The sequence below is a fragment of the Streptomyces sp. BB1-1-1 genome, assembly GCF_031597775.1.
GTDB classification, from domain to species: domain Bacteria; phylum Actinomycetota; class Actinomycetes; order Streptomycetales; family Streptomycetaceae; genus Streptomyces; species Streptomyces thinghirensis.
In genome coordinates, this window is record NZ_CP134203.1 from 2362501 (window position 1) to 2385899 (window position 23399).

A 23399-nucleotide genomic window follows, 5' to 3' on the forward strand; every position below is an offset into this window, starting at 1 on the left:
CGTTTCCGACTCTATCAGATCTTTCCGATCCGATTTCCTCGGTGCTTTCCAGGTTCCCGCTTTCGCGTTTCCCTTTCCGGCGGTTCCGACTTTATCAGAGATTCTGAGTCGGAATTCCCGCCCTCCTGGGCCGGCTCCGATCCACGAAGTGATCGGGTGCCCGTCCGAGCGGAGATGTAAACGTACTGGAGCGGGGCGCCTCGATGCAAATCGAGGCGCCCCGCTCCAGGTTGGCGCTGTGAGGCGTCCGACGGGCCGTCAGACCTCCACGACGACAGGGAGGATCATCGGCCGACGCCGGTACTGGTCCGAGACCCACTTGCCGAGGGTTCGGCGCACCAACTGCTGGAGCTGGTGGGGCTCGACGACTCCGTCCTGGGCCGAACGCTCCAAAACCTCCGTGACCTTGGGGAGCACCGCCGCGAAGGCGGAGTCCTCGATACCGGAGCCCCGGGCCTGGACATGCGGGCCGCCGGTGATCTTGCCGGTGGACGAGTCGATGACCACGAAGACCGAGATGATGCCCTCGTCACCGAGGATCTTGCGGTCCTTGAGGGCCGGCTCGCCCACGTCACCGACCGAGAGGCCGTCGACATAGACGTATCCCGCCTGGACCTTGCCGGAGATCTTGGCCTTGCCCTCGACGAGGTCGACGACGACGCCGTCCTCGGCGATGACGATGCGGTCGTGCGGGACACCCGTCAGGGCGCCCAGCTCGGCGTTGGCACGCAGGTGGCGCCATTCGCCGTGGACCGGCATCAGGTTTCTGGGCCGGCAGATGTTGTAGAAGTACAGCAGCTCGCCGGCCGAGGCGTGGCCCGAGACGTGGACCTTGGCGTTGCCCTTGTGGACGACGTTCGCGCCCCAGCGGGTCAGGCCGTTGATCACGCGGTACACCGCGTTCTCGTTGCCCGGGATGAGGGACGAGGCCAGGATCACCGTGTCGCCGTTGACGATGCGGATCTGGTGGTCGCGGTTGGCCATGCGGGACAGGGCGGCCATCGGTTCGCCCTGGGAGCCCGTGCAGACCAGGACCACTTCGCTGTCCGGCAGGTCGTCGAGCGTCTTGACGTCCACGACGAGACCCGGCGGGACCTTGAGGTAGCCGAGGTCCCGGGCGATGCCCATGTTGCGGACCATGGAACGGCCGACGAAGGCGACCCGGCGGCCGTACTCGTGCGCCGCGTCCAGGATCTGCTGGATGCGGTGGACGTGGCTGGCGAAGCTCGCCACGATGATCCGCTTGCGGGCACCGGCGAAGACCTGGCGCAGGACGTTGGAGATGTCCTTCTCGGGCGGGACGAACCCGGGGACCTCGGCGTTCGTCGAGTCCGAGAGGAGGAGGTCGATGCCCTCCTCACTCAGGCGCGCGAAGGCGTGCAGGTCCGTGAGGCGGCCGTCCAGCGGGAGCTGGTCCATCTTGAAGTCGCCGGTGTGGACCGCCATGCCCGCGGGGGTGCGGATGGCGACGGCCAGCGCGTCCGGGATGGAGTGGTTGACCGCGACGAACTCGCAGTCGAAGGGGCCGATGCGCTCGCGGCGCCCCTCCGCCACCTCGAGGGTGTACGGGCGGATCCGGTGTTCCTGGAGCTTGGCCTCGATGAGCGCGAGGGTCAGCTTGGAACCGATCAGCGGAATGTCCGGCTTCTCCCGGAGGAGGAAGGGGACACCGCCGATGTGGTCCTCGTGGCCATGGGTGAGGACGATGCCCTCGATGTCGTCGAGGCGGTCCCGGATGGACGAGAAGTCCGGCAGGATCAGGTCGATTCCGGGCTGCTCCTCCTCCGGGAAGAGCACCCCGCAGTCAACGATCAGTAGACGGCCGCCGTACTCGAAGACCGTCATGTTGCGGCCGATCTCGCCGAGGCCGCCGAGGGGCGTGACCCGAAGGCCGCCCTTGGGGAGCGCAGGAGGACGGCCCAGTTCAGGATGCGGATGACTCAAAAGACTCTCCTCAACCACACGCGCCACGTACCGGTGGGCACGTGGCGCGCGTGACGTTCGTGCAGAAGCAGTTGTCGTAGTGGGGTGCGGGCACCGGTGGCCCGCGTATTCAGTTGTGAAGTCCGGTCGCGCGGTGGTGCGGTCGTGCGAAGTCTGTTGTCAGAGCTGTACCCCGCCGGCGGCAAGATCGATCTTGAGCTGCTCGGTTTCCTCGGGCGTGAGGCCGACCATGGGCGCGCGCAGCGGTCCGGCGGGCAGTCCCAGGAGGGCGAGCGCGGCCTTGGTGGTCATGACGCCCTGGGTGCGGAACATGCCGGTGAAGACCGGGAGCAGCTTCTGGTGGATCTCCAGTGCCTTCTGTACGTCACCGGCGACGTGCGCGTCCACCATGGCGCGCAGTTCGGGCGTGACGACGTGGCCGACGACCGAGACGAAGCCGACCGCGCCCACGGAGAGCAGCGGCAGGTTGAGCATGTCGTCGCCGGAGTACCAGGCGAGGCCGGAGCGCGCGATGGCCCAGCTGGCGCGGCCGAGGTCGCCCTTGGCGTCCTTGTTCGCGACGATCCGCGGGTGCTCCGCGAGGCGGACCAGCGTCTCGGTGTTGATCGGGACGCCGCTGCGGCCGGGGATGTCGTAGAGCATGACCGGCAGCTCGGCGGCGTCGGCGATGGCCGTGAAGTGCTGGTACAGGCCCTCCTGCGGGGGCTTGTTGTAGTACGGCGTGACGAGCAGGAGGCCGTGGGCGCCGACGCGCTCGGCGGCGCGGGCCAGCTCGATGCTGTGCTGGGTGTTGTTCGTGCCGACTCCGGCGACGACGTGTGCCCGGTCGCCGACGGCCTCCAGGACGGCTCGTACGAGGTCCGTTTTCTCCGCGTCGCTGGTGGTGGGGGACTCACCGGTGGTGCCGTTGATGATCAGGCCGTCGTTGCCTGCGTCCACCAGGTGGGCGGCGAGCCGCTGAGCGCCGTCGAGGTCGAGTGCGCCGTCCGCCGCGAAGGGCGTGACCATGGCGGTGAGGACCCGCCCGAAGGGGGTCTGCGGAGTGGAGGTCGGAGCCATGGGTTACACGCTACTCGTTGCTCAGGGCGGGGTCTGCCCTCGGGGGAGGCGGCAGGTCGGAACGGAAGTGGAGCCCGGCACTGCCTGCTCGGGGGTTCAAGCAGTGCCGGGTCCCTTTGATCAGGCTAGATGAACTTCTCCAAACGTCGCAATACGGACACTTCGCACGGCTGATGCGTACATCTGTGCCCGATCGGGCGCCGAAGGCGCGTTACGGCGCCACGCGACCGTTCGCGTTGAAGGCGGCGTGGGTGAGCGGCATGAGCCGCGCCCACTCCGCTTCCATCTTCTCGCCGACCATCTCGATCTCCCGCTGCGGGAAGGAGGGGACCTTGGCCAGCTCGTGCTGGGTGCGCAGGCCGAGGAAGTGCATCATCGAGCGCGCGTTGCAGGTGGCGTACATCGACGAGTACAGGCCGACGGGGAGTACCGCGCGGGCCACCTCGCGGGCGACGCCGGCGGCGAGCATCTCCTGGTACGTGCGGTAGGCCTGGCGGTAGGAGTCCTCCATCGACCGGCTGACCAGCTCGTGCTGCTCGGTGGTGCCCTCGACGAAGACGTACTTGCCCGGGCGGCCCTGCTGGACCAGCTTGCGGTCCTGTCCCGGCACGTAGAAGACCGGCTGGAGCTCCCGGTAGCGGCCCGATTCCTCGTTGTACGACCAGCCGACGCGGTGCCGCATGAACTCGCGGAAGACGAAGATCGGGGCGCTGATGAAGAAGGTCATCGAGTTGTGCTCGAACGGGCTGCCGTGCCGGTCCCGCATCAGGTAGTTGATCAGGCCCTTCGAGCGCTCCGGGTCCTTCTTCAGCTCGTCCAGGGACTGCTCCCCGACGGTCGAGACACGGGCGGCGAACAGCACGTCCGAGTCGGTCGCGCTGCTCTTGACCAGTTCGACGGTGACGTCGCTGCGGAGGTCGATCTTGAAATCGTCGGCGGGGGTGTCGGTCACGGGTGCAGGGCCTTCCCATCTTGTCGCTTGGCGAGGCCACTCTACGGCTCGTCGGCCATCGGCCCGCCGAATGGGGCGTTCGGTGCAGTGCCGCGATGAAATCGGTGAAAGAGGGCACCCGAGGGGCTGTTCGTTCGTCTGTATGAGTAACAGCGAAACATTCATCCCTGAAGGGAGACGCAGCCTCCATGATCCGCCGGCGTGAACCCGTGCCGTTCGCCTTCGTCGCCGAAGCCGACAGGTTCCGCAGCAATGTCACACCCCCGCCGCGCGAGCGGGCGTCCTTCGGCCAGTTGGCCGGGCGCTGGTTGCTCGGACTCACCGTCGTCGCCGGAATCGTGGGCTCCCTGGTGATCGGGATGCCCGCTCTGTCCGCCGACCAGCCCTCGCCGCACAAGCAGCCGTCGCAGGCGTCCGACCGGCGCTGAGCGGCGCTGAGCGGCGTCGACGGACCGGTTCTGACTCCATCCGGACCCCGAAGGTGGTGACCGGAGACACAGGTCGGTAGCCTCACCGGGCACAGCACATGCCATGGAACGAGTGAGGACCAGCCGTGCCCCTGCCCTTCCTGACGGCCGACCGCGCCTTCGACGCCGACGACGACGTCGCGCTGCCGTACGACGACCGCGACCTCTGGCGCCGGCCCTACCGGCCGGGGCCGTGGCGCGTGGGGGTGGCGGCGCTGATGCTGCTGCTCGCCTCGTTCGTGCTGTTCGCGGCGATCATCATCGCGGCGACGGACTCGCTGTCCTCCGCCGGTGTGGTCTTCGGCATCGCGGTGGTCGCGATCGCCTGCGCCCTGCGGCTGCTGCGCATGGGCGCGTGGGTGAGCGCGAACGGAGTGCGTCACGTGCGCTTCTTCAGCACGCGCACGGTGGCCTGGCAGCAGGCCTCCAGCGTGCGCACGGTGCAGCAGCCGGTGCGCTGGCTCGGGCTGCCGCGCACGGTGCAGGGGCAGGCGCTGCTCCTCGTCCGGCAGGGCCGGTCCGCGGAGACCTCGCCTCCGCTGCTGACCACGCACAACGCCGACTTCCTCGGGCGGGAGGACGCCTTCGACCGGGCGGCCGACGCCGTGGAGGCGTGGGCCGCCGAGTACCGGCGAGGCTGAGCTCCGACGACAGGCGACGGGCGACAGGCGACAGACCGAAAAGCCGGGGGCCCGGACCGCGGCTGCGGTCCGGGCCCCCGGCTTTTCGGTCTGGTCAGGCCGCCTCGACGTGCTTGCCGTCGTGCAGGGCGATCGCCCGCTGCATCGCCTTGCGGGCGCGCGGAGTGTCGCGGGCATCGTGGTAGGCGACGGCGAGGCGGAACCAGCTGCGCCAGTCGCCGGGGGCGTCCTCCGTCTCGGCCTTGCGCAGGGCGAAGACCTCGTCGGCCGAGTCCCGGTCGACGCGGCCGCTCGGGGTGCGCTTCAGCTCGTCGACGGGCAGTCCGCCCTCGGCGTCGAGCTCCGCGGCGAGCTGGTTGGCCTTGCGGACGAACTGGGTGTTCTTCCAGAGGAACCACAGGCCGATCACCGGCAGGATCAGCACCGCGACGCCGAAGGTCACGGTGAGGACGGTGCCGGTGCCGATGAGCAGCACACCGCGGCTGCCGACCAGGGCGAAGTAGAAGACCAGGACGGCGGCCGTGATGACGTAGGTGAGTTTCGCGCGCATGTGGGTCAAGGGCTCGGTTCGGGTCTCGGTCCCGGGCTCAGTTCAGGTCCAGGAAGTGTTCCAGGCCGAAGGTGAGGCCCGGGGTGCTCACCACGCGGCGGGCGCCCAGCAGGATGCCGGGCATGAAGCTGCTGTGGTGCAGGGAGTCGTGCCGGACGGTGAGGGTCTCGCCCTCGCCGCCCAGCAGGACCTCCTGGTGGGCCAGCAGGCCGCGCAGGCGGATCGCGTGGACCGGGACGCCGTCGACGTTCGCGCCGCGGGCGCCGTCCAGGGCGGTGGCAGTGGCGTCGGGCGCCGGTGCGGAGCCTGCCTTCTGCCGGGCCTCGGCGATCAGCTGTGCGGTGCGGGTGGCGGTGCCGCTGGGGGCGTCGACCTTGTTCGGGTGGTGCAGTTCGACGACCTCGACGGACTCGAAGTACGGGGCGGCGAGCTGCGCGAACTTCATGGTGAGCACGGCGCCGATGGAGAAGTTGGGCGCGATGAGCACGCCCGTCTCCGGGGAGCCGTCGAGCCAGGTGTTCAGCTGTGCGAGACGCTCGTCGGTCCAGCCGGTGGTGCCGACGACGGCGTGGATGCCATGGCGTACGCAGTAGTCGAGGTTGTCCATCACCGAGGCGGGGGTGGTCAGCTCGACGGCGACCTGGGCGCCGGTCTCGGCCAGCGTGTCCAGGCTGTCGTTCCGCCCGAGGGCGGCGACCAGCTCCATGTCCTCGGCGGCCTCGACCGCCCGTACCGCCTCGGAGCCGATCCGGCCCCTGGCGCCGAGGACGGCCACGCGCAGCTTGCTCATGTTGTGTTCGCTTCCTTACCGAGAGACCGGGAGTGTCAGGCGACGGCGTCGTGCAGCCGGGACGCCTGCTTGTCCTTCAGCGGGCCGATGACCGACAGCGAGGGCCGTCGTCCCAGGACTTCGCGGGCGACGGCGCGGACGTCGTCCGGCGTGACCGAGGCTATCCGGGCCAGCATGTCGTCGACGGACATCTGCTCGCCCCAGCACAGTTCGCTCTTGCCGATACGGTTCATCAGCGCGCCGGTGTCCTCCAGGCCGAGGACCGTGGAGCCCTGGAGCTGGCCGACGGCGCGGCCGATCTCGTCGTCGGTGAGGCCGTGCTCGGCGACGTGGTCGAGTTCGTCGCGGCAGATCTTCAGCACGTCGTGCACCTGGGAGGGCCGGCAGCCCGCGTAGACGCCGAAGAGGCCGCAGTCGGCGAAGCCGGAGGTGTACGAGTACACGCTGTAGGCGAGGCCGCGCTTCTCGCGGACCTCCTGGAAGAGGCGGGAGGACATGCCGCCGCCGAGGGCGGTGTTGAGGACGCCCATCGCCCAGCGACGCTCGTCGGTGCGGGCCAGGCCCGGCATGCCGAGGATGACGTGCGCCTGTTCGGTCTTGCGTCCGATCAGCTCCACCCGGCCCGCGGCACGGATCGTGCGCCGCCCGTCACGCGGGGCGATGGGGGCGGCCACCGGCTCCCGGAAGGCGCCGGCCTTCTCGAAGGCGGCGCGGACCTGGCGTACGACCTTGTTGTGGTCGACGTTGCCGGCGGCGGCGACCACCAGGTGTGTGGGGTCGTAGTGCTTCTTGTAGAAGCGGCGGATGCGGTCGGCGGTGAGGGCGTTGACCGTGTCGACGGTGCCGAGGACGGGGCGGCCCAGCGCGTTGTCGCCGAACATGGTGTGCGCGAACAGGTCGTGCACGCAGTCGCCGGCGTCGTCCTCGGTCATCGCGATCTCTTCGAGGATCGCGCCGCGCTCGACGTCCACGTCGTCCTCGCGGATGAGCGAGCCGGTCAGCATGTCGCAGACCACGTCGATGGCGAGCGGCAGGTCGGTGTCGAGCACGCGTGCGTAGTAGCACGTGTACTCCTTGGCCGTGAACGCGTTCATCTCGCCGCCGACGGCGTCGATGGCGGAGGAGATGTCCAGGGCACTGCGCTTGCCGGTGCCCTTGAAGAGCAGGTGCTCCAGGTAGTGGGTGGCGCCGTTCAGGGCCGGGGTCTCGTCGCGGGAGCCGACGTGCGCCCAGATGCCGAAGGTCGCCGAGCGGACCGAGGGGAGGGTCTCGGTGACGATGCGCAGGCCGCCCGGGAGGGTGGTCTTGCGGACCGTGCCGATGCCGTGCTCGCCCTTGATCAGGGTTTGGGTACGGGCGACGGCCCGCGCCTCCGAGGAGGTGCGGGCCGTCGCCTTGGCGCTACGGGACGTCACTGGTCGGTGTCGTCCTTCTCCGCGGCGGTGGACGCAGCGTCGTCGCCCTCTTCGCCCTCGATCACGGGGATCAGGGAGAGCTTGCCGCGGGAGTCGATCTCGGCGATCTCGACCTGGACCTTCTGGCCCACACCGAGGACGTCCTCGACGTTCTCCACGCGCTTGCCGCCGGCCAGCTTGCGGATCTGCGAGATGTGCAGCAGACCGTCCTTGCCGGGCAGCAGGGAGACGAACGCGCCGAAGGTCGTCGTCTTCACGACGGTGCCCAGGTAGCGCTCACCGACCTCGGGCATGGTCGGGTTGGCGATGCCGTTGATCGTGGCGCGGGCGGCCTCGGCCTGCGAGCCCTGGGCGGCACCGATGTAGATGGTGCCGTCGTCCTCGATCGTGATGTCGGCGCCCGTGTCCTCCTGGATCTGGTTGATCATCTTGCCCTTGGGGCCGATGACCTCACCGATCTTGTCGACGGGGATCTTCACGGTGATGATCCGCGGCGCGTTCGGGGACATCTCGTCCGGCGTGTCGATCGCTTCCATCATCACGTCGAGGATGTGGAGGCGGGCGTCACGGGCCTGCTTGAGGGCGGCGGCCAGGACGGAGGCGGGGATGCCGTCCAGCTTGGTGTCCAGCTGGAGGGCGGTGACGAACTCCTTGGTGCCGGCGACCTTGAAGTCCATGTCGCCGAAGGCGTCCTCCGCACCGAGGATGTCGGTGAGGGCGACGTAGTGCGTCTCGCCGTTGATCTCCTGGGAGATCAGGCCCATGGCGATACCGGCGACGGGGGCCTTCAGCGGCACACCGGCGTTCAGCAGCGACATGGTGGAGGCGCAGACCGAGCCCATGGACGTCGAGCCGTTGGAGCCGAGGGCCTCGGACACCTGACGGATCGCGTACGGGAACTCCTCGCGCGTCGGCAGCACCGGCACGATGGCGCGCTCGGCGAGGGCGCCGTGGCCGATCTCGCGGCGCTTCGGGGAGCCGACGCGGCCGGTCTCGCCGACGGAGTACGGCGGGAAGTTGTAGTTGTGCATGTAGCGCTTGCGGGTCACCGGGGAGAGGGTGTCCAGCTGCTGCTCCATGCGGAGCATGTTGAGGGTGGTGACGCCCAGGATCTGGGTCTCGCCACGCTCGAACAGCGCGGAACCGTGCACGCGCGGGATGGCCTCGACCTCGGCGGCCAGGGTGCGGATGTCGGTGACACCGCGGCCGTCGATGCGCTTCTTCTCCTTGATGACGCGCTCACGGACCAGGGACTTGGTCAGCGAGCGGTACGCGGCGGAGATCTCCTTCTCGCGGCCCTCGAACTCCGGCAGGAGCTTCTCGGCGGCGAGCGCCTTGACGCGGTCCAGCTCGGCCTCGCGCTCCTGCTTGCCGGCGATGGTGAGCGCCTGGCTGAGCTCGGGGCGGACGGCGCCGCTGAGCGCCTCGAGGATGTCGTCCTGGTAGTCCAGGAAGACCGGGAACTCACCGGTCGGCTTGGCGGCCTTCGCGGCGAGGTCGGCCTGGGCGCGGCACAGCACCTTGATGAAGGGCTTCGCGGCGTCCAGACCGGCGGCGACGACCTCCTCGGTGGGCGCCTCGGCGCCGCCCTCGACCAGCTTGATGGTCTTCTCGGTGGCCTCGGCCTCGACCATCATGATCGCGACGTCGCCGTCCTCCAGGGCGCGGCCCGCGACGACCATGTCGAAGACGGCGTCCTCGAGCTCGGTGTGCGTCGGGAAGGCCACCCACTGGCCGCGGATCAGCGCGACGCGGACGCCGCCGATCGGGCCGGAGAAGGGCAGGCCGGCCAGCTGCGTGGACGCGGAGGCGGCGTTGATCGCCACGACGTCGTACAGGTGGTCGGGGTTGAGGGCCATGATCGTGGCGACGACCTGGATCTCGTTGCGCAGGCCCTTCTTGAAGGACGGGCGCAGCGGCCGGTCGATCAGGCGGCAGGTGAGGACGGCGTCCTCGGACGGCCGGCCCTCACGGCGGAAGAAGCTGCCGGGGATCTTGCCGGCGGCGTACATCCGCTCCTCGACGTCCACCGTGAGGGGGAAGAAGTCGAGCTGGTCCTTGGGGTTCTTGGACGCGCTGGTGGCCGACAGCACCATGGTGTCGTCGTCCAGGTACGCCACGGCGGAACCGGCGGCCTGCCTGGCCAGCCGGCCGGTCTCGAAGCGGATGGTGCGGGTGCCGAATACGCCGTTGTCGATGACGGCCTCGGCGTAGTGGGTCTCGTTCTCCACTAGCATTTTCTCCGTTACTTGTCGTCTTTCGTCCCTCCTCGCCCGTGTGGCGGGGGGACGGTGGCGGAGAAGCGCTCCGTGCAGTGCGGGCCGGTCTTCGATCGAAGCACCCGGGGTTCTGCCCCCGGGGGCCACTACCGAGGACCGGCGGCGGCTGGGCGCGCTTCTCCTCGTTCTCGTTCGTTGTGTCGTACGTCGTGTACGTCGTGCGTCTCGCGTCGTGCGTCTTGTCTTCTGCTACCACACTACAAAGCGGCGGCGACAGAGCGCACGTACAGCAAAGGGAGCGGCCCCCGAACGATGGGAACCGCTCCCTTCACGGCGTCTTACTTGGCGCCCGCCGCACCGCGGCGGATGCCGAGGCGCTCGACCAGCGCACGGAAGCGCTGGATGTCCTTCTTGGCGAGGTACTGCAGCAGCCGGCGGCGCTGGCCGACCAGGATCAGCAGACCACGACGGGAGTGGTGGTCGTGCTTGTGGGTCTTGAGGTGCTCGGTCAGGTCGGAGATCCGACGGGACAGCAGAGCGACCTGGACCTCGGGGGAGCCGGTGTCGCCCTCCTTGGTACCGAACTCGGTGATGATCTGCTTCTTCACTGCGGCGTCGAGCGACACGCGTACTCCTCTTGGTCTGAGAGTGCCAACCGAGTGCCCCCGGTCTACGTCTCGGGGGATCTTCCGTGACTCGGAAGGCGGGGATCCGCTGGGCGCGTCCTCCAGGGCTCTGAGCTCCGGGGGCGCGTACACATACGGCCGTCACACAGCGTACCAGCCTGGGCGGACGTCCCTTCCCGCAGGCCCGGCGGGCCTTTCCGGCAGGGCCGGGGCCCCTTCCCGCGGGCTCGGTGACCGGGCCGTCACCCGTGCGGTCACGGACATCCGCAAACCGCTGAGCAGGGAGAACGACGGCCAGTAGGGTGACCGCACAGACCGCCCGCAGTGCAGGAAGGACCGAGCCACCATGGTCGAAGCCGAGGACCGGGAACTCAAGGCGCGCAAGGAACGGGAGCGGGACGAGCTCTACTCCCTCGACATCTCCGGCGTCGAGTGGCACAGCGCGCCCGGCACCGAGGAGCACGAGGAACGGGTCGAGATCGCCTACCTTCCCGAGGGCGCCGTGGCGATGCGGTCGTCACTCGATCCGGACACCGTGCTGCGGTACACGGAGGCGGAGTGGCGGGCGTTCGTGCTCGGTGCGCGGGACGGGGAGTTCGACCTGGAGCCGGCGCCCGAGGACGGGGTCGCCCGGGCGGAGTGACCCGGGGCGGGGAAGACACCCGGGGGTGGGGAAGGGACCGGCCGGGGGCGGGGAAGGGCGGACGGGACCGTCAGGGCTTCCCCGCCGTGCTGCTTCCGATCCCCAGGACCAGGTAGGTCCACTGCTTCTTCTTGTCCCCGGACGGGCCGTTCGCGGACTTGGCGCCGAAGAATATCCTTCCGTCCTGGACGACGATGTCGTTCTCGTTCGAGAGCGTCAGCGGCTCGCCCTCGGCCGGCAGCCCGAAGTAGAGGTACGGGATCTCCTCGTCCGTCGCGGGATCCAGGGCGACCAGCGTGTTCGGCGCGATGTGGTCGTCGCTCAGGCGCAGGGCGAGGAGCTGGTCGCCGCTCATGCGCAGCGGCTGGAGCAGGGAGCCCGCCCCCGAGTCGAACTTCTTCGTCGTGTTCCCCGTCGCCAGGTCGAAGCCGATGATCCAGTTGGAGATCTGCTTCTCCATCTGGTCCTTGCTGCGGATGAAGACCTGGCCCGCGCCGACGGCGATGGTCGGGCAGTCGTCGATGACGACGTAGTCGGTGTAGGCGCAGTCGGCGACGTACGCGCCGTTGCGGAGACTGATCGTGGCGCGGTTGCGGCCCTTGTCGTCGAGAGACAGCAGGTCGGTGATCTCGGTGTCGCCGCCGGCGACGGCGAGGACGGCCGGGTCGGTGGAGGGCACGCTGAGGTCACGGATGCCCTTGGCGGCGGAGTACGTCCACTGGGTCCGGCCCGTGGCCGGGTCGACCTTGCGCACCTTGTAGGTGACGTGCTGCCAGGACGTGTCCGGCACGCTCTCGTCGGTGCTCCAGCACATCTGACGGATCAGCAGCGCGCGGCCGCCGGCCGCTCCCATGTCCTGGCAGGGAGCGGTGGCCTTCGTGGCCCACCGGCTCTCCCCCTCCTCCATGTCGTACCCGACGGTGCCACCGCCCCAGGTGACGGCGACCGTGTCGTGCGTCAGCGTCACGCTGGGCCGGTCCTGGGAGCTGCTGCCCGTCGCGAAGCCCGGGCCGGGACCGGCCACGGAATAGGAGAAGCGGTCCTCCCAGACGAGTCGGCCGTCGTCGAGATCGACGAAGGCGACCTGGTTGCAGAAGGCGTCCTCTTCACGGTCGTTCGCCCTGAAGAGCACGGCGGTGCGGTGGTCGCCCGTCACATGACGTGTGTAGCCGCAGATCGGGCCGTCGAGTCCGAGCCGCCACTCCTCCTCGCCGGGCGCGATGTCGGTACCGATGCGCATGCCGACGAGGGTCTTGTTGATCCCCTTGGCGAGGATGCGGTCCGTGGCCCACATGCCCGGCATCTCGACGTGCTCGCCGGGGGCCATGTCGTCCACGGAGAACCGGAAGGCCATCTCGCCCACGGTGCCCGGGGGTTGCTTCTCGACCGTCTCGCGGACGTCGAGAGGGCCCTGCTCGCCCGCGGCCTGCGGTTTGTCCGACGGTGTGCCGTTCTCGCCGCCGCCGCCCCACAGCAGCCAACCGCCGGTACCCAGCGCCGCGGCGACGACGACCGCGAGCAGTGCCGTCAGGACCTTCCGCCCGCGTTTCCGCACGCTGGTCGGCTCGGTCGGCGCGGGCTGGGTCATCGAAGGGGGCGGGCCGAAGCTCACGCGTGGGTCCTCTTCCTGATCCTGGGGGGTCCCGCGATGGGATGACGGCAAGCGCTCCTACTATGCCGGGTCTTGATCATCCGTTGGCACGGACGGGTTCGGCACCGTCGGCTCCGGCCGCGTTTCCGGTGAGGTTCTGTCCGACTTGTTCATGGATGTGGCGTCGCGCATGCACGGATTCGGAAACGAGGTACGGCACTTCAGGGCAGGCTGTGACGCAATGGGCAGACGCTGAGGTGAGGACGGGGCTGCCGGGGTGGGGCGTGCGGTGATTAGGCTGGGTCCCGGCGCGACGCCAGAACCCGTGGACCGGGCGTCGGCGTCGTACGGGGAGGGCCGACGATCGGACGACCTCGTTTCACTCGGACAACGTCGGACGACAAAAACGGTCGCCCCAGCACGGCATGAGGGTGCTCGACCACACCAGGAGGAACTGTGAGCAGCGATCGGGACGGGATCCGCGGGGGCTGGGCTAAACCCGGCGATGACCAACCCGACGCGGAGTCCGCAATCGAGACGACGGGCGAGTTCACCATCGACTACGCTCCGCCCGCCTGGTACACGCAGAACGCGTCGAGCGATTCGGGGCAGGGGCAGGCTCAGAATCAGGGGCAGGGCCAGAACCAGGGCCAGGGGCAAGGGGCGGGCTCGGGCGCCGGGGCCTCTCATTCTTCCGCTCCGTCCACTCCGCCTGCTCCTCGTGGGCCGGTTCCGCCGCTGCCCGGGCTGACTCCGCCGCCGCACGCGGCTCCGTCCAACGGCTCCTCCTCCATTCCGGCCCCGGCCCCGGGGGCGCCTTTCACTCCGCCTCCGCCGCCTGCTCCGGGGGCCGCGTTCACGCCGCCTCCGCCGCCGGGTCCGGGGGCGCCTTTCACTCCGCCCGCGCCGCCGACCGGGGGGCCGACCGGGGTGCCCAGGCTGCCGGTCGGGAGCGGGTTCGAGCCGCAGCAGCCGCAGGCGCGGCCGGAACCCGCGCCCGAGCCCGAGGTCGAGGTTGAACCGCAGGTGCGAGCCGAGCCGGAGGCCGTGCCCGACCCGGCGCCTGCCGCGGACCCTGCTTCTCCCACGGCCGTACCGGCGTTTCCGGCCGGCGGGTTCCAGCTTCAGGCGCCCGCTCCCCCGCCGGCCGAGGTGCCGAAGGCAGAGCCCGAGCCCGCGCCGGAGCCGGACAATGGTGACCTGGAGAGCGGCGCCACCATGCGCTTCTCCGCCGTCGCCCTGCAGCGGGAGATCGCCGAGCGTGCCGCGGCGGACGACACCGGGCAGGACGAGCGTCCGGAGCCTGCGGTCGACGAGCCCGAAGTCACCGCCGTGGACGACGCGGTGACCGTTTCCGACGAGACCGACGAGACCGACGAGACCGGTGAGGACGCGCCGGACGAGCCCTCCGCCGTGGCGGACGACGCCGTGCCGAACGACGCCGTGGAGCCCGAGAGCGTCGACGGTTTCGCAGTCGCGGGCGGCGGTCCCGAACTCGCCGACGACGGTGAGCGGGACGAGGAGACGGACGAGGTCCGTACGCCCTCGGTCGACGTGTCCGACCTGGCCGACGACGTGGACGAGTCCCGCCTCGCCGGTCCGGCTCAGGACGACGAGCCCGTGTCGGTCGCCCCGCTCGCTCCCGCCGCTCCGGTGGCCGAGCCCGCCCCCGAGGACAGCACTCCGGCCGAGGACGAGCCCGAGGACGCGGTGCCCCATCCTCGGGACGCCCAGCCCTCGGCGGAGCCCGTGGCGCCTGTTGCGGAGCCCGTGGACGCCGTCCCGGCCGACGCTCCCGCCGACAGCGCGCCGGAGGACGCCGTGCCGGCCGACGCACCGCCCGTGGCGCAGGGCGGAGTGCCGCCCCTGCCTCCGTCGTACCCTCCCGTCGCGCCCGCCCCGGCGCACCAGTGGCCCGCAGAGCCGCAGCCGGCCCCCGCCGCTCCGGAGCAGCCGGGCGTACCGACCCAGCAGCCTCCGTTCCAGCCGCAGGCTCCGCAGCCCGCGCCCGCCGCGTGGAACCCGCAGCCGACCGCCGCGCCGATGCCGCCGAACCAGGTGCCCGCGCAGCCCGCTCCCCAGCCCGCTCCGCAGGCCGGCTATGGCTTCCCGCAGCCGGGCGCCACGCCTCCGGCAGCCCAGCAGCCTCCGGTCCAGCAGCCTGGCGGCGCTCCCGCGCCCAGCGCCACCGGTTATGGGTTCCCTCAGCCCGGTGCGCCGACTCAGCAGCCCTACCCTCCGGCGCAGCCCGGTGGTTACGGCTTCCCGCAGGCGCCCGCGCCGCACGGGCAGTCACCGGAGCCGCAGCCGCAGCCGCACCCCGGTGTACCTCAGCAGGGGCAGCCGCAGGGTGAGGCTCAGACTCCGCCGACCGCGCCGCCGGCCGCCCAGCAGGGCTTCACCCCGCAGGATCCGCAGGCCCAGCCGATGGCCCCTCAGCCGGGGCAGGTTCCTCAGCCGGGGCACCCTCAGCCGGGACAGGCTCCCCAGACTCCGCCGGCCCCGTCTGCCCAGCAGCCGTACCAGGCCGCGCCCCCCGCACCCCAGCCGATGCAGCCCGGGCACCCCGGTCAGCCGGACCAGTCCCAGCAACCTCAGCAGGCCCAGGCCCAGGCCCAGGCCCAAGCGCCTCACCAGCCTCAGCAGCAGCACCCCGTCGACCCCCGTCTCGGTGCCGCCTGGCCGCAACCCATGCAGCACGACCAGCGTCAGCCCACCAACCCGGGTGCCGCACCGCTCGGTTACACGGCCGCCGTGGAGCTGTCGTCCGACCGGCTGCTCAACAACAAGAAGCAGAAGGCGAAGAGCAGCCGCCCGGCGGCCGGCGGTTCGCGATTCAAGCTGGGCGGGAAGAAGGAGGAGGCCGAGCGGCAGCGGAAGCTGGAGCTGATCCGCACGCCCGTGCTCTCCTGCTACCGCATCGCCGTCATCAGCCTCAAGGGCGGCGTCGGCAAGACGACCACCACCACCGCCCTCGGCTCCACGCTCGCCACCGAGCGGCAGGACAAGATCCTCGCGATCGACGCCAACCCGGACGCCGGTACGCTCGGCCGCCGGGTGCGCCGGGAGACCGGGGCCACCATCCGCGACCTCGTCCAGGCGATCCCGTACCTCAACTCGTACATGGACATCAGGCGGTTCACCTCCCAGGCCTCGTCCGGGCTGGAGATCATCGCCAACGACGTCGACCCGGCCGTGTCCACGACCTTCAACGACGAGGACTACCGGCGCGCGATCGACGTGCTGGGCAAGCAGTACCCGATCATCCTGACCGACTCGGGCACGGGTCTCCTCTACAGCGCCATGCGCGGAGTGCTCGACCTCGCCGACCAGCTGATCATCATCTCGACGCCGTCCGTGGACGGTGCGAGCAGCGCCAGTACGACGTTGGACTGGCTGTCCGCGCACGGGTACGCGGACCTCGTCTCCCGGTCCATCACCGTCATCTCGGGGGTCCGCGAGACCGGCAAGATGATCAAGGTCGACGACATCGTCGGCCACTTCCAGACCCGGTGCCGGGGCGTGGTCGTGGTGCCGTTCGACGAGCACCTGGCCGCCGGTGCCGAGGTCGACCTCGACATGATGCGGCCGAAGGTGCGGGAGGCGTACTTCAACCTCTCGGCGATGGTCGCCGAGGACTTCGTCCGCCACCAGCAGTCGCACGGCCTGTGGACGTCCAACGGCAACCCGCCGCCGGTGGCCGCACCGCCGCTGCCGGGTCAGCCCATGCCCGGACAGCAGCCCGCGCCAGGTCAGCAGCCCATGCCCGGGCAACAGCCCGTACAGGGTCAGCCCGGTGCGCCCGCACAGCCGGGCCAGTACGCCCAGCCGGAACAGCCCGCACAGCACCAGCCGGGACAGCCCTACCCGCAGCAGCCCGGGCAGCCGTACCCGCAACAGCCGGGGCAACAGCCGTACCCGCAGCCCGGTTACGGATATCCGCAGCCGGGGCCGACGCCTCCCCCGCCGCAGCAGTAGGTCCACCACCGCTTGAAGGCCCGCGTCGTCCCCGGACGGCGCGGGCCTTCGCACGTTCGCAGGCAGAACGGGTGGGGCTCGGCCGTCAGGCTCTCACCAGGGAGGCGCCAGTGGTCTGTGCCAATGGGAGTGAATGCTTCACCAACTCGTTGTTTCCGCAGGCCACATGGGGTTTGACGCACCGTTGACGCGCGCAGACTGCCGCTGGTAGACACACACTTCATTCTGCTTGTGCCACCCGGGCAAGCCCGCTCGAAGCCATTCACGGATCGCTCCAGCCTGTTCACATCTGTTCAAGCCCGCCTCCCGCGGGGGCCCACGGCATCCCGCGCGTGCGATGACGCGAGGTCAGGTAGTCATGAGCACACACGATCAGCTCGGCAGTGGACGTACCGGCACCCGCCCGCGGAGGATCCGGCTGCTCGCCGCCGCGGGCGCCACCGCGCTCCTCCTCGCATCGGGGACCGCCGCCCCGTCGGCCTCGGCCGCCGAGGACGACGAGGTGCTCACCGTCGCCGTGGCGCAGAGCGTCGACTCGCTCAGTCCCTTCCTGGCGGTACGGCTGCTCAGCACGAGCATCCACCGGCTGACGTACGAGTACCTGACCAACTACGACCCCGAGGACAACCACGTCGTCCCGGGTCTGGCCACCAAGTGGAAGTCGTCGCCGGACAAGCTGACCTGGACGTACACGATCCGCTCCGACTCCGAGTGGTCGGACGGGCAGCAGGCCACCGCCGAGGACGCGGCGTGGACGTTCAACAAGATGATGACCGACGACGGAGCCGCCACCGCCAACGGCAGCTTCGTCACCAACTTCGCGGAGGTCACCGCGCCCAGCCCGACCCAGCTGGTGATCCGGCTGAAGCAGCCGCAGGCCACCATGACCGCGCTCGACGTCCCGATCGTGCCCAGACACGTCTGGGAGAAGGTCGACGACCTCTCGAAGTTCAACAACGACAAGGACTTCCCGGTCGTCGGGAACGGCCCGTTCGTCCTCACGGACTACAAACCGGACAGCTATGTACGACTGAAGGCCAACAAGGACTTCTGGCGGGGCGCGCCCGAGTTCGACGAGCTGGTCTTCCGCTACTACAAGGACCAGGACGCCGCCGTGGCCGCCCTGCGCAAGGGCGAGGTGTCGTTCGTGTCCGGCTCGCCGTCGCTGACGCCCGCCCAGTCCGCCTCGCTGGAGGAAGAGGAGAACATCCACGTCAACGACGCGCCCGGCCGCCGCTTCTACGCCCTCGCCACCAACCCGGGCGTACGGGCGAAGGACGGCACGAAGTTCGGTGACGGCCACCCCTCCCTGCTGGACCAGCGGGTGCGGCACGCGCTGTTCATGGCGGTGGACCGCAAGGCGATCGTCGACAAGGTGTTCCAGGGGCACGCGGTCGAGGGTGAGGGCTACATCCCGCCGCGCTTCCCGCAGTACTTCTTCGAGCCGTCGGCCGACCAGAAGCTGGCATACGCTCCCGCCGAGGCGGCCCGGCTGCTCGACGAGGCGGGCTACCGGACGAACGCCGACGGCAAGCGTCTGGGCAAGGACGGCAAGCCGCTGAACTACCGCGTCCTGTGCCACGCCACCGACCCGAACGACAAGGCGGTCGGCAAGTACCTGGAGGAGTGGTGGGGCGAGCTGGGCATCTCGATCACCCTCAATTGCCTGGACAACGTGACCGACCCGTGGCTGGCCGGCGAGTACGACCTGGCCTTCGACGGCTGGTCCGTCAACCCCGACCCGGACTTCGTGCTCTCCATCCACACCTGCGACGCGCTCCCGGCCACGCCGAAGGACACGGGCGCCACGGACAACTTCATCTGCGACAAGACGTACGACGAGCTGTACGCCCGGCAGCTGGCCGAGTACGACCCCGCCAAGCGGGCGGACATCGTCAAGCAGATGCAGTCGCGGCTGTACGACTTGGGGTACATGAACGTCATGGCCTACCCGAACGCGGTCGAGGCCTACCGCACGGACCAGATCGAGTCGATCACGACCATGCCCTCCGCGGCGGGCAATATATACGGGCAGGACGGCTACTGGAGCTGGTGGTCGGCGGTCCCCGCGGACTCCGGTGACTCCTCCGGCGGTTCGTCGTCGACCGGTGCCGTGATCGGGATCACCGCGGGCGCCGTCGTCCTCGTCGGGCTCGGGGTGCTCTTCCTGGTCCGCCGCCGGGCGACGGCGGACGACCGTGAGTAGCGTGAGCAGGCCGACGACCGGGGAGGCCGGTGCGGCGCCAGGGCCGGGGTCCGCGGGCGCGGAGCGGCCGTCCCCGTCGCCCCGCGCCCGCGGGCTCTCCGTCGGCGCGTATCCCCGGTACGTGGCGGGCAAGCTGGCCGGCGCGGCCGTCTCCCTGCTCGCCGTCCTCGTCACCAGCTTCTTCCTCTTCAGGATGATCCCCGGTGATCCGGTGAAGTTCATGACCGGCCGCCGCCCGGTCTCGGCCGAGCAGATCGCCGTCTACCGGCGGGAGTTCGGGCTCGACCTGCCGCTGTGGCAGCAGTTCACGGACTACTGCGGCAAGGCACTCACCGGGGACCTGGGCACGTCGTACCAGTTCCGCGCGCCGGTCGTCGACAAGATCACCGAGGCGCTGCCGAACACCCTGCTGCTCACCGGCACGGCGTTCGTGCTCTACACCGCGCTGGGCGTCTTTCTCGGCACCCGCTCGGCATGGCGGCACGGCGGGCTCGGCGACCGTCTCCACACCGGTCTGGCACTGACGCTCTACTCCATCCCGTCCTTCTGGCTGGGGCTGCTGCTCATCATCGTCCTGTCGGTCGGCGTGGACCCGATCCCGGGTCTGTTCCCGACCGGGGGCATGGAGTCAGGCAGGGAAGAGGGCTTCGCCCACGTCGTCGACGTCGCCCACCACCTCGTACTCCCGGTGGTGACTCTGGTCGCCGTGGAGTACGGGCAGACGCTGCTGGTCACCCGGTCGGCGCTGCTGGACGAAATGGGCGGCGACTACCTGACGACGGCGCGGGCCAAGGGGCTCAGGGACGATCTCGTACGGCGCCGGCACGCGGTGCCCAACGCGCTGCTGCCGACGGTCACGCTGGTCTTCGTCAACCTGGGGCGGACGGTGGCAGGCGTCATCCTCGTCGAGACGGTCTTCTCGTGGCCGGGGCTCGGCGGGCTGTTCTACCAGGCGCTCAGTGTGCCCGATCTTCCGTTGGTGCAGGGGCTGTTCTTCGTCTTCGCTGCCGCGGTGATCCTCATGAACACACTGGCCGACCTGCTGTATCCACTGTTCGATCCGAGGGTGGGCCGATGACCGCCGAGACCACCGAAGGCAGCGAGAGCACCACAGGTGCCGAAGGCACCGAGAGCCCCGAGTCCCCGGCGAAAGGCGCGGCACCCGGTCCACGTGCTCTCGCCCGGCGGCGGCGCCGGGCCACCGTCGCGCGCTTCTGGAGGGAGTACCGCAGGCACCGCGCGGGCGTGTTCGGGCTGGCGGCGTTGTCGCTGTTCGTGCTTGTCGCGCTCTCCGCACCGCTCACCGTCGGGTCGGACGTGGAGAGCGTGACCAACGCGCCCGGGCAGCCGCTGGAGAGCCCGAGCGGCCGGTTCCTCCTGGGCACCGACCAGTTCGGGCGGGATCTGCTGGGTCTGCTGATCTGGGGCTCACGCGTCTCGCTGCTCGTCGGGCTGCTCGCGGCCGCGCTGTCGGTGACGATCGGGGCGCTCATCGGGATCACGGCCGGACACTTCCGCGGCTGGTACGCCACGGTGATGATGCGGATCACGGACTGGTTCCTGGTGATGCCGACGCTGGTGCTCGCCATCGTGCTGGCGACGGTCCTGTCCCGTTCACTCGGCACGATCGTGCTGGCCATCGGCGTGACCACCTGGCCCACCACGGCACGTCTGGTCCGGGCCCAGACGCTGGCGGTGGAGTCGCGGCCGTACATCGAACGCGCGAAGGCGCTCGGGGGCGGGCACTGGCACATCATGTCCCGGCACGTGCTGCCCAACGTCATGCCGCTGGTCCTCGCCCAGACGACCCTGATCATCTCCTCCGCGATCCTGGCCGAGGCCACCCTGGCCTTCCTCGGGCTCGGGGACCCGGCGGTCGTCTCCTGGGGCGGGCTGCTGCAGGACGCGCGGGAGGCGGGGTCCGTGAGCTCGGGCGACTGGTGGTACCTGGTGCCGCCGGGCGTCGGGATCGCACTGGTGGCGCTGGCGTTCACCCTGTGCGGGCGCGCGGTGGAGGCCGTTCTCAATCCCAGGCTGGGGGTGTCGCGTTGAGCCTGCTCGAGGTCCGTGACCTGCACGTGACGTATCCCGGCGGTGCGGCCGCGCTGCGCGGAGCCGATCTGAGCCTCGTCGCGGGCGAGAAGCTCGGCATCGCGGGCGAGTCCGGCTGCGGCAAGTCCACCCTGGCACTGGCCCTGCTGCGGCTGCTGCCGCCCGGTGCCCGGACCGACGGGGAGGTCCTGCTGGACGGCGAGGACGTGCTGACGATGAAGTGGGGCCGGGTGCGGGCGGTCCGCTGGGCGAGGGCGTCGATCGTCTTCCAGGGCGCGATGCACTCCCTGAACGCCGTGCACCGCGTCGGCGACCAGATCGCCGAGCCCATCCTGCTGCACCGCAGGGCCACGCCGGCCGGCGCCCGGAAGAGGGCCGGTGAGCTGCTGGAGCAGGTGGGCCTGCCGGCGGCCCGCGCGAGCGCCTACCCGCACGAGCTGTCCGGCGGCCAGCGGCAGCGGGTGATGATCGCGATGGCGCTGGCCTGCGACCCGCGTCTGATCGTCGCCGACGAGCCCACCACGGCGCTCGACGTGATGATCCAGGCCCAGATCCTGCGGCTGATCGAGACCCTGGTGGGTGAGCAGGACGTGGGCCTGATCATGATCAGCCACGACCTCGCCGTACTGGCCGACACCTGCGACCGGCTGGCGGTGATGTACGCGGGGCGGGTGGTCGAGGAGGGCCCGGCACGGCAGGTCTACGAGGACGCCCGGCATCCGTACGGCCGGGCGCTGTCGGGGGCGTTCCCGCGGATCGGCGACCCGGCGTCGCGGTTCGCGCCGCGCGGGCTGCCGGGTGACCCACCGGACCCGGCGGCGGTGCCGTCCGGGTGCGCGTTCCACCCGAGGTGCCCGGTCGCGCTGGACGTCTGCGCCACGCAGGACCAGGCACTGCGGGCGGCGGGAGAGGACCGGCGGGCGGCGTGCGTGCACGTGGGGACCGACGGCACCAGCACACCGCCCGCCGACGGCGCGGCACCCGGCGGCACACCGCCGGCGCGGGACGAGGGAGTGAGGAGCAGCACCCCATGACGAGCACTCCGACGACGAGCACCCCGACGACGGGCACCGCACCTTCGCTGTTGAGCGTTCAGGGATTGGAGGTCGCCTTCCCCGGTCGGCGCGGCGCGCCCGCCGCCCGGGCCGTGGACGGGGTCGATCTCGACATCGGGCGGGGCGAGATCGTCGCGCTGGTCGGCGAGTCGGGCTGCGGGAAGACCACACTCGCCCGCTGCCTGCTCGGCCTGGTCCCGCCGACCGCCGGCCGCGTCACCTTCGACGGCGCCCCGCTCGCCCGCTCCGGCCGCGCGCTGAAGGCGTACCGCAGGCGGGCCCAACTGGTCCTCCAGGACCCGAGCGGCTCACTGAACCCGCGGCACACGGTGTATGACATCGTCGCCGAGGGCCTGCGCATCCACGGTCACGCGGGGAACGAACGGACGGCGGTCGCCGAGGCGCTGTCCCGTGCCGGGCTGCGGCCACCGGAACGCTTCTTCCTGCGTTACCCGCACGAGCTGTCCGGCGGCCAGCGCCAGCGGGTCGTCATCGCGGGCGCCCTGGTCCTGAAACCGGAACTCCTCGTCGCCGACGAACCGGTGGCCTCCCTCGACGCGTCGGTGCGCGGCGAGATCCTCGCGCTGCTGCTGCGGCTGCGCACCGAGTTGGGCCTGTCCGCGCTGGTGGTGACCCACGATCTGGGGCTGGCCTGGAACATCGCGGACCGGGTCGCGGTGATGTACCTGGGCCGGATCGTCGAGACGGGTGCGGTGGAGCAGGTACTGACGGCGCCCCGGCATCCGTACACCCAGGCCCTGCTGTCCGTCCTGCCGGAGGCGCCCGGCGCCCCGGTCGTGCTCTCCGGTGAACCTCCCGACCCGTCGCATGTCCCCGCCGGCTGCCGCTTCCACGTCCGCTGCCAGATCCTGGCCGGTGGCGAGGCGGAACGCGCCGGGGTCGCCGACGCGTGCCGCCATCAGGACCTGGAGATCCTGACCGGCGGCGACACGGCGCAGGTCGCCTGCCACTGGGCCCTGACGGAGCGGTCGGCGGCCGGGGCGGGGGACACGGCCGCGGTACGGCCGGGCTGACCCGGGCGGGCCTGTCCGTCGGGGGACGCGCTACCACCCCACTGGACGGCCGGGCGGACGGCGTCGGCGGGGCGCAGCTGCCACGCGGCAGAAACGACCCATCCGGGCAGGGCAGTAACGCGGCTACCGCCCGGGGTGGCGGCGACGGTATACCCGCCGACGGTGTCGGCGTGGCCG

The 23399-nt window shown here is 70.6% G+C and carries 18 protein-coding genes; 9 read left to right on the top strand and 9 right to left on the bottom strand.

Annotation, left to right across the window (positions count from 1 at the left end; translation table 11 throughout):
* Positions 1-258 precede the first annotated feature (258 nt).
* From RI578_RS10880 to thyX, 3 genes are all read right to left on the bottom strand, one after another.
* Positions 259-1944, bottom strand: coding sequence for a ribonuclease J (locus RI578_RS10880; RefSeq protein WP_310870905.1), 1686 nt, complete (start codon positions 1942-1944; stop codon positions 259-261).
* A gap of 159 nt (positions 1945-2103) precedes the next feature.
* Positions 2104-3003: a 4-hydroxy-tetrahydrodipicolinate synthase gene (dapA, locus tag RI578_RS10885; protein ID WP_310870906.1), complete on the bottom strand. Its 900-nt coding sequence runs from the start codon at positions 3001-3003 to the stop codon at positions 2104-2106.
* A 211-nt stretch (positions 3004-3214) separates the two neighbouring features.
* On the bottom strand, positions 3215-3955 hold the full coding sequence (gene thyX / locus RI578_RS10890; protein WP_310870907.1) for an FAD-dependent thymidylate synthase: 741 nt from the start codon (positions 3953-3955) through the stop codon (positions 3215-3217).
* Positions 3956-4143: 188 nt separating this feature from the next.
* Between thyX and RI578_RS10895 the strand changes: the two genes are divergently transcribed.
* On the top strand, positions 4144-4383 hold the full coding sequence (locus RI578_RS10895) for a hypothetical protein (RefSeq protein ID WP_055421654.1): 240 nt from the start codon (positions 4144-4146) through the stop codon (positions 4381-4383).
* 125 nt (positions 4384-4508) lie between these two features.
* Positions 4509-5063: a hypothetical protein gene (locus RI578_RS10900; RefSeq protein WP_310870908.1), complete on the top strand. Its 555-nt coding sequence runs from the start codon at positions 4509-4511 to the stop codon at positions 5061-5063.
* Between the two features lie 94 nt (positions 5064-5157).
* Here the strand turns inward: RI578_RS10900 and RI578_RS10905 are convergent, their stop codons facing one another.
* From RI578_RS10905 to rpsO, 5 genes are all read right to left on the bottom strand, one after another.
* Entirely contained in the window at positions 5158-5613 is a 456-nt protein-coding gene (locus tag RI578_RS10905) for a hypothetical protein (RefSeq protein ID WP_121749480.1), read from the bottom strand.
* A 37-nt stretch (positions 5614-5650) separates the two neighbouring features.
* On the bottom strand, positions 5651-6403 hold the full coding sequence (gene dapB / locus RI578_RS10910) for a 4-hydroxy-tetrahydrodipicolinate reductase (RefSeq protein WP_310870909.1): 753 nt from the start codon (positions 6401-6403) through the stop codon (positions 5651-5653).
* Positions 6404-6438: 35 nt separating this feature from the next.
* The gene (locus RI578_RS10915) at positions 6439-7818 is read right to left on the bottom strand and encodes a pitrilysin family protein (protein ID WP_310870910.1); all 1380 of its coding nucleotides are present in this window, start codon (positions 7816-7818) and stop codon (positions 6439-6441) included.
* A complete protein-coding gene (locus RI578_RS10920; protein ID WP_310870911.1) occupies positions 7815-10049 on the bottom strand; it encodes a polyribonucleotide nucleotidyltransferase in 2235 nt (744 codons plus the stop codon). The genes RI578_RS10915 and RI578_RS10920 overlap by 4 nt, the downstream gene beginning before the upstream one ends.
* A 326-nt stretch (positions 10050-10375) precedes the next feature.
* Positions 10376-10663 carry a 30S ribosomal protein S15 gene (gene rpsO / locus RI578_RS10925; protein WP_019330982.1) on the bottom strand — a complete coding sequence of 96 codons (288 nt, stop codon included), beginning with the start codon at positions 10661-10663 and terminating at the stop codon, positions 10376-10378.
* 346 nt (positions 10664-11009) lie between these two features.
* On the opposite strand from rpsO, the gene RI578_RS10930 reads away from it, so the two are divergent.
* On the top strand, positions 11010-11306 hold the full coding sequence (locus tag RI578_RS10930; protein ID WP_310870912.1) for a DUF397 domain-containing protein: 297 nt from the start codon (positions 11010-11012) through the stop codon (positions 11304-11306).
* A 70-nt stretch (positions 11307-11376) separates the two neighbouring features.
* Here RI578_RS10930 and RI578_RS10935 read toward each other — a convergent pair whose 3' ends face one another.
* Positions 11377-12918 (bottom strand): PQQ-binding-like beta-propeller repeat protein, encoded by a 1542-nt coding sequence (locus RI578_RS10935; RefSeq protein WP_310870913.1) that lies wholly within the window; start codon positions 12916-12918, stop codon positions 11377-11379.
* A 435-nt stretch (positions 12919-13353) separates the two neighbouring features.
* Here RI578_RS10935 and RI578_RS10940 point away from each other — a divergent pair, with 435 nt between their 5' ends.
* The 6 genes from RI578_RS10940 to RI578_RS10965 all read left to right on the top strand — a co-directional run bounded on the left by RI578_RS10940 (position 13354) and on the right by RI578_RS10965 (position 23222).
* Positions 13354-16875, top strand: coding sequence for an SCO5717 family growth-regulating ATPase (locus RI578_RS10940; RefSeq protein ID WP_310870914.1), 3522 nt, complete (start codon positions 13354-13356; stop codon positions 16873-16875).
* 358 nt (positions 16876-17233) lie between these two features.
* Positions 17234-19081, top strand: a complete 1848-nt coding sequence (locus tag RI578_RS10945; RefSeq protein ID WP_310870915.1) for an ABC transporter substrate-binding protein — start codon at positions 17234-17236, stop codon at positions 19079-19081.
* Between the two features lies 1 nt (position 19082).
* Positions 19083-20159: an ABC transporter permease gene (locus RI578_RS10950; RefSeq protein ID WP_310870916.1), complete on the top strand. Its 1077-nt coding sequence runs from the start codon at positions 19083-19085 to the stop codon at positions 20157-20159.
* Positions 20156-21133 carry an ABC transporter permease gene (locus RI578_RS10955; protein WP_310870917.1) on the top strand — a complete coding sequence of 326 codons (978 nt, stop codon included), beginning with the start codon at positions 20156-20158 and terminating at the stop codon, positions 21131-21133. The genes RI578_RS10950 and RI578_RS10955 overlap by 4 nt, the downstream gene beginning before the upstream one ends.
* Positions 21130-22167, top strand: coding sequence for an ABC transporter ATP-binding protein (locus RI578_RS10960; RefSeq protein WP_310870918.1), 1038 nt, complete (start codon positions 21130-21132; stop codon positions 22165-22167). The genes RI578_RS10955 and RI578_RS10960 overlap by 4 nt, the downstream gene beginning before the upstream one ends.
* Positions 22164-23222 (top strand): ABC transporter ATP-binding protein, encoded by a 1059-nt coding sequence (locus RI578_RS10965; RefSeq protein ID WP_310870919.1) that lies wholly within the window; start codon positions 22164-22166, stop codon positions 23220-23222. Before RI578_RS10960 ends, RI578_RS10965 begins: the two co-directional genes overlap by 4 nt.
* The last annotated feature ends 177 nt before the right edge of the window (positions 23223-23399 follow it).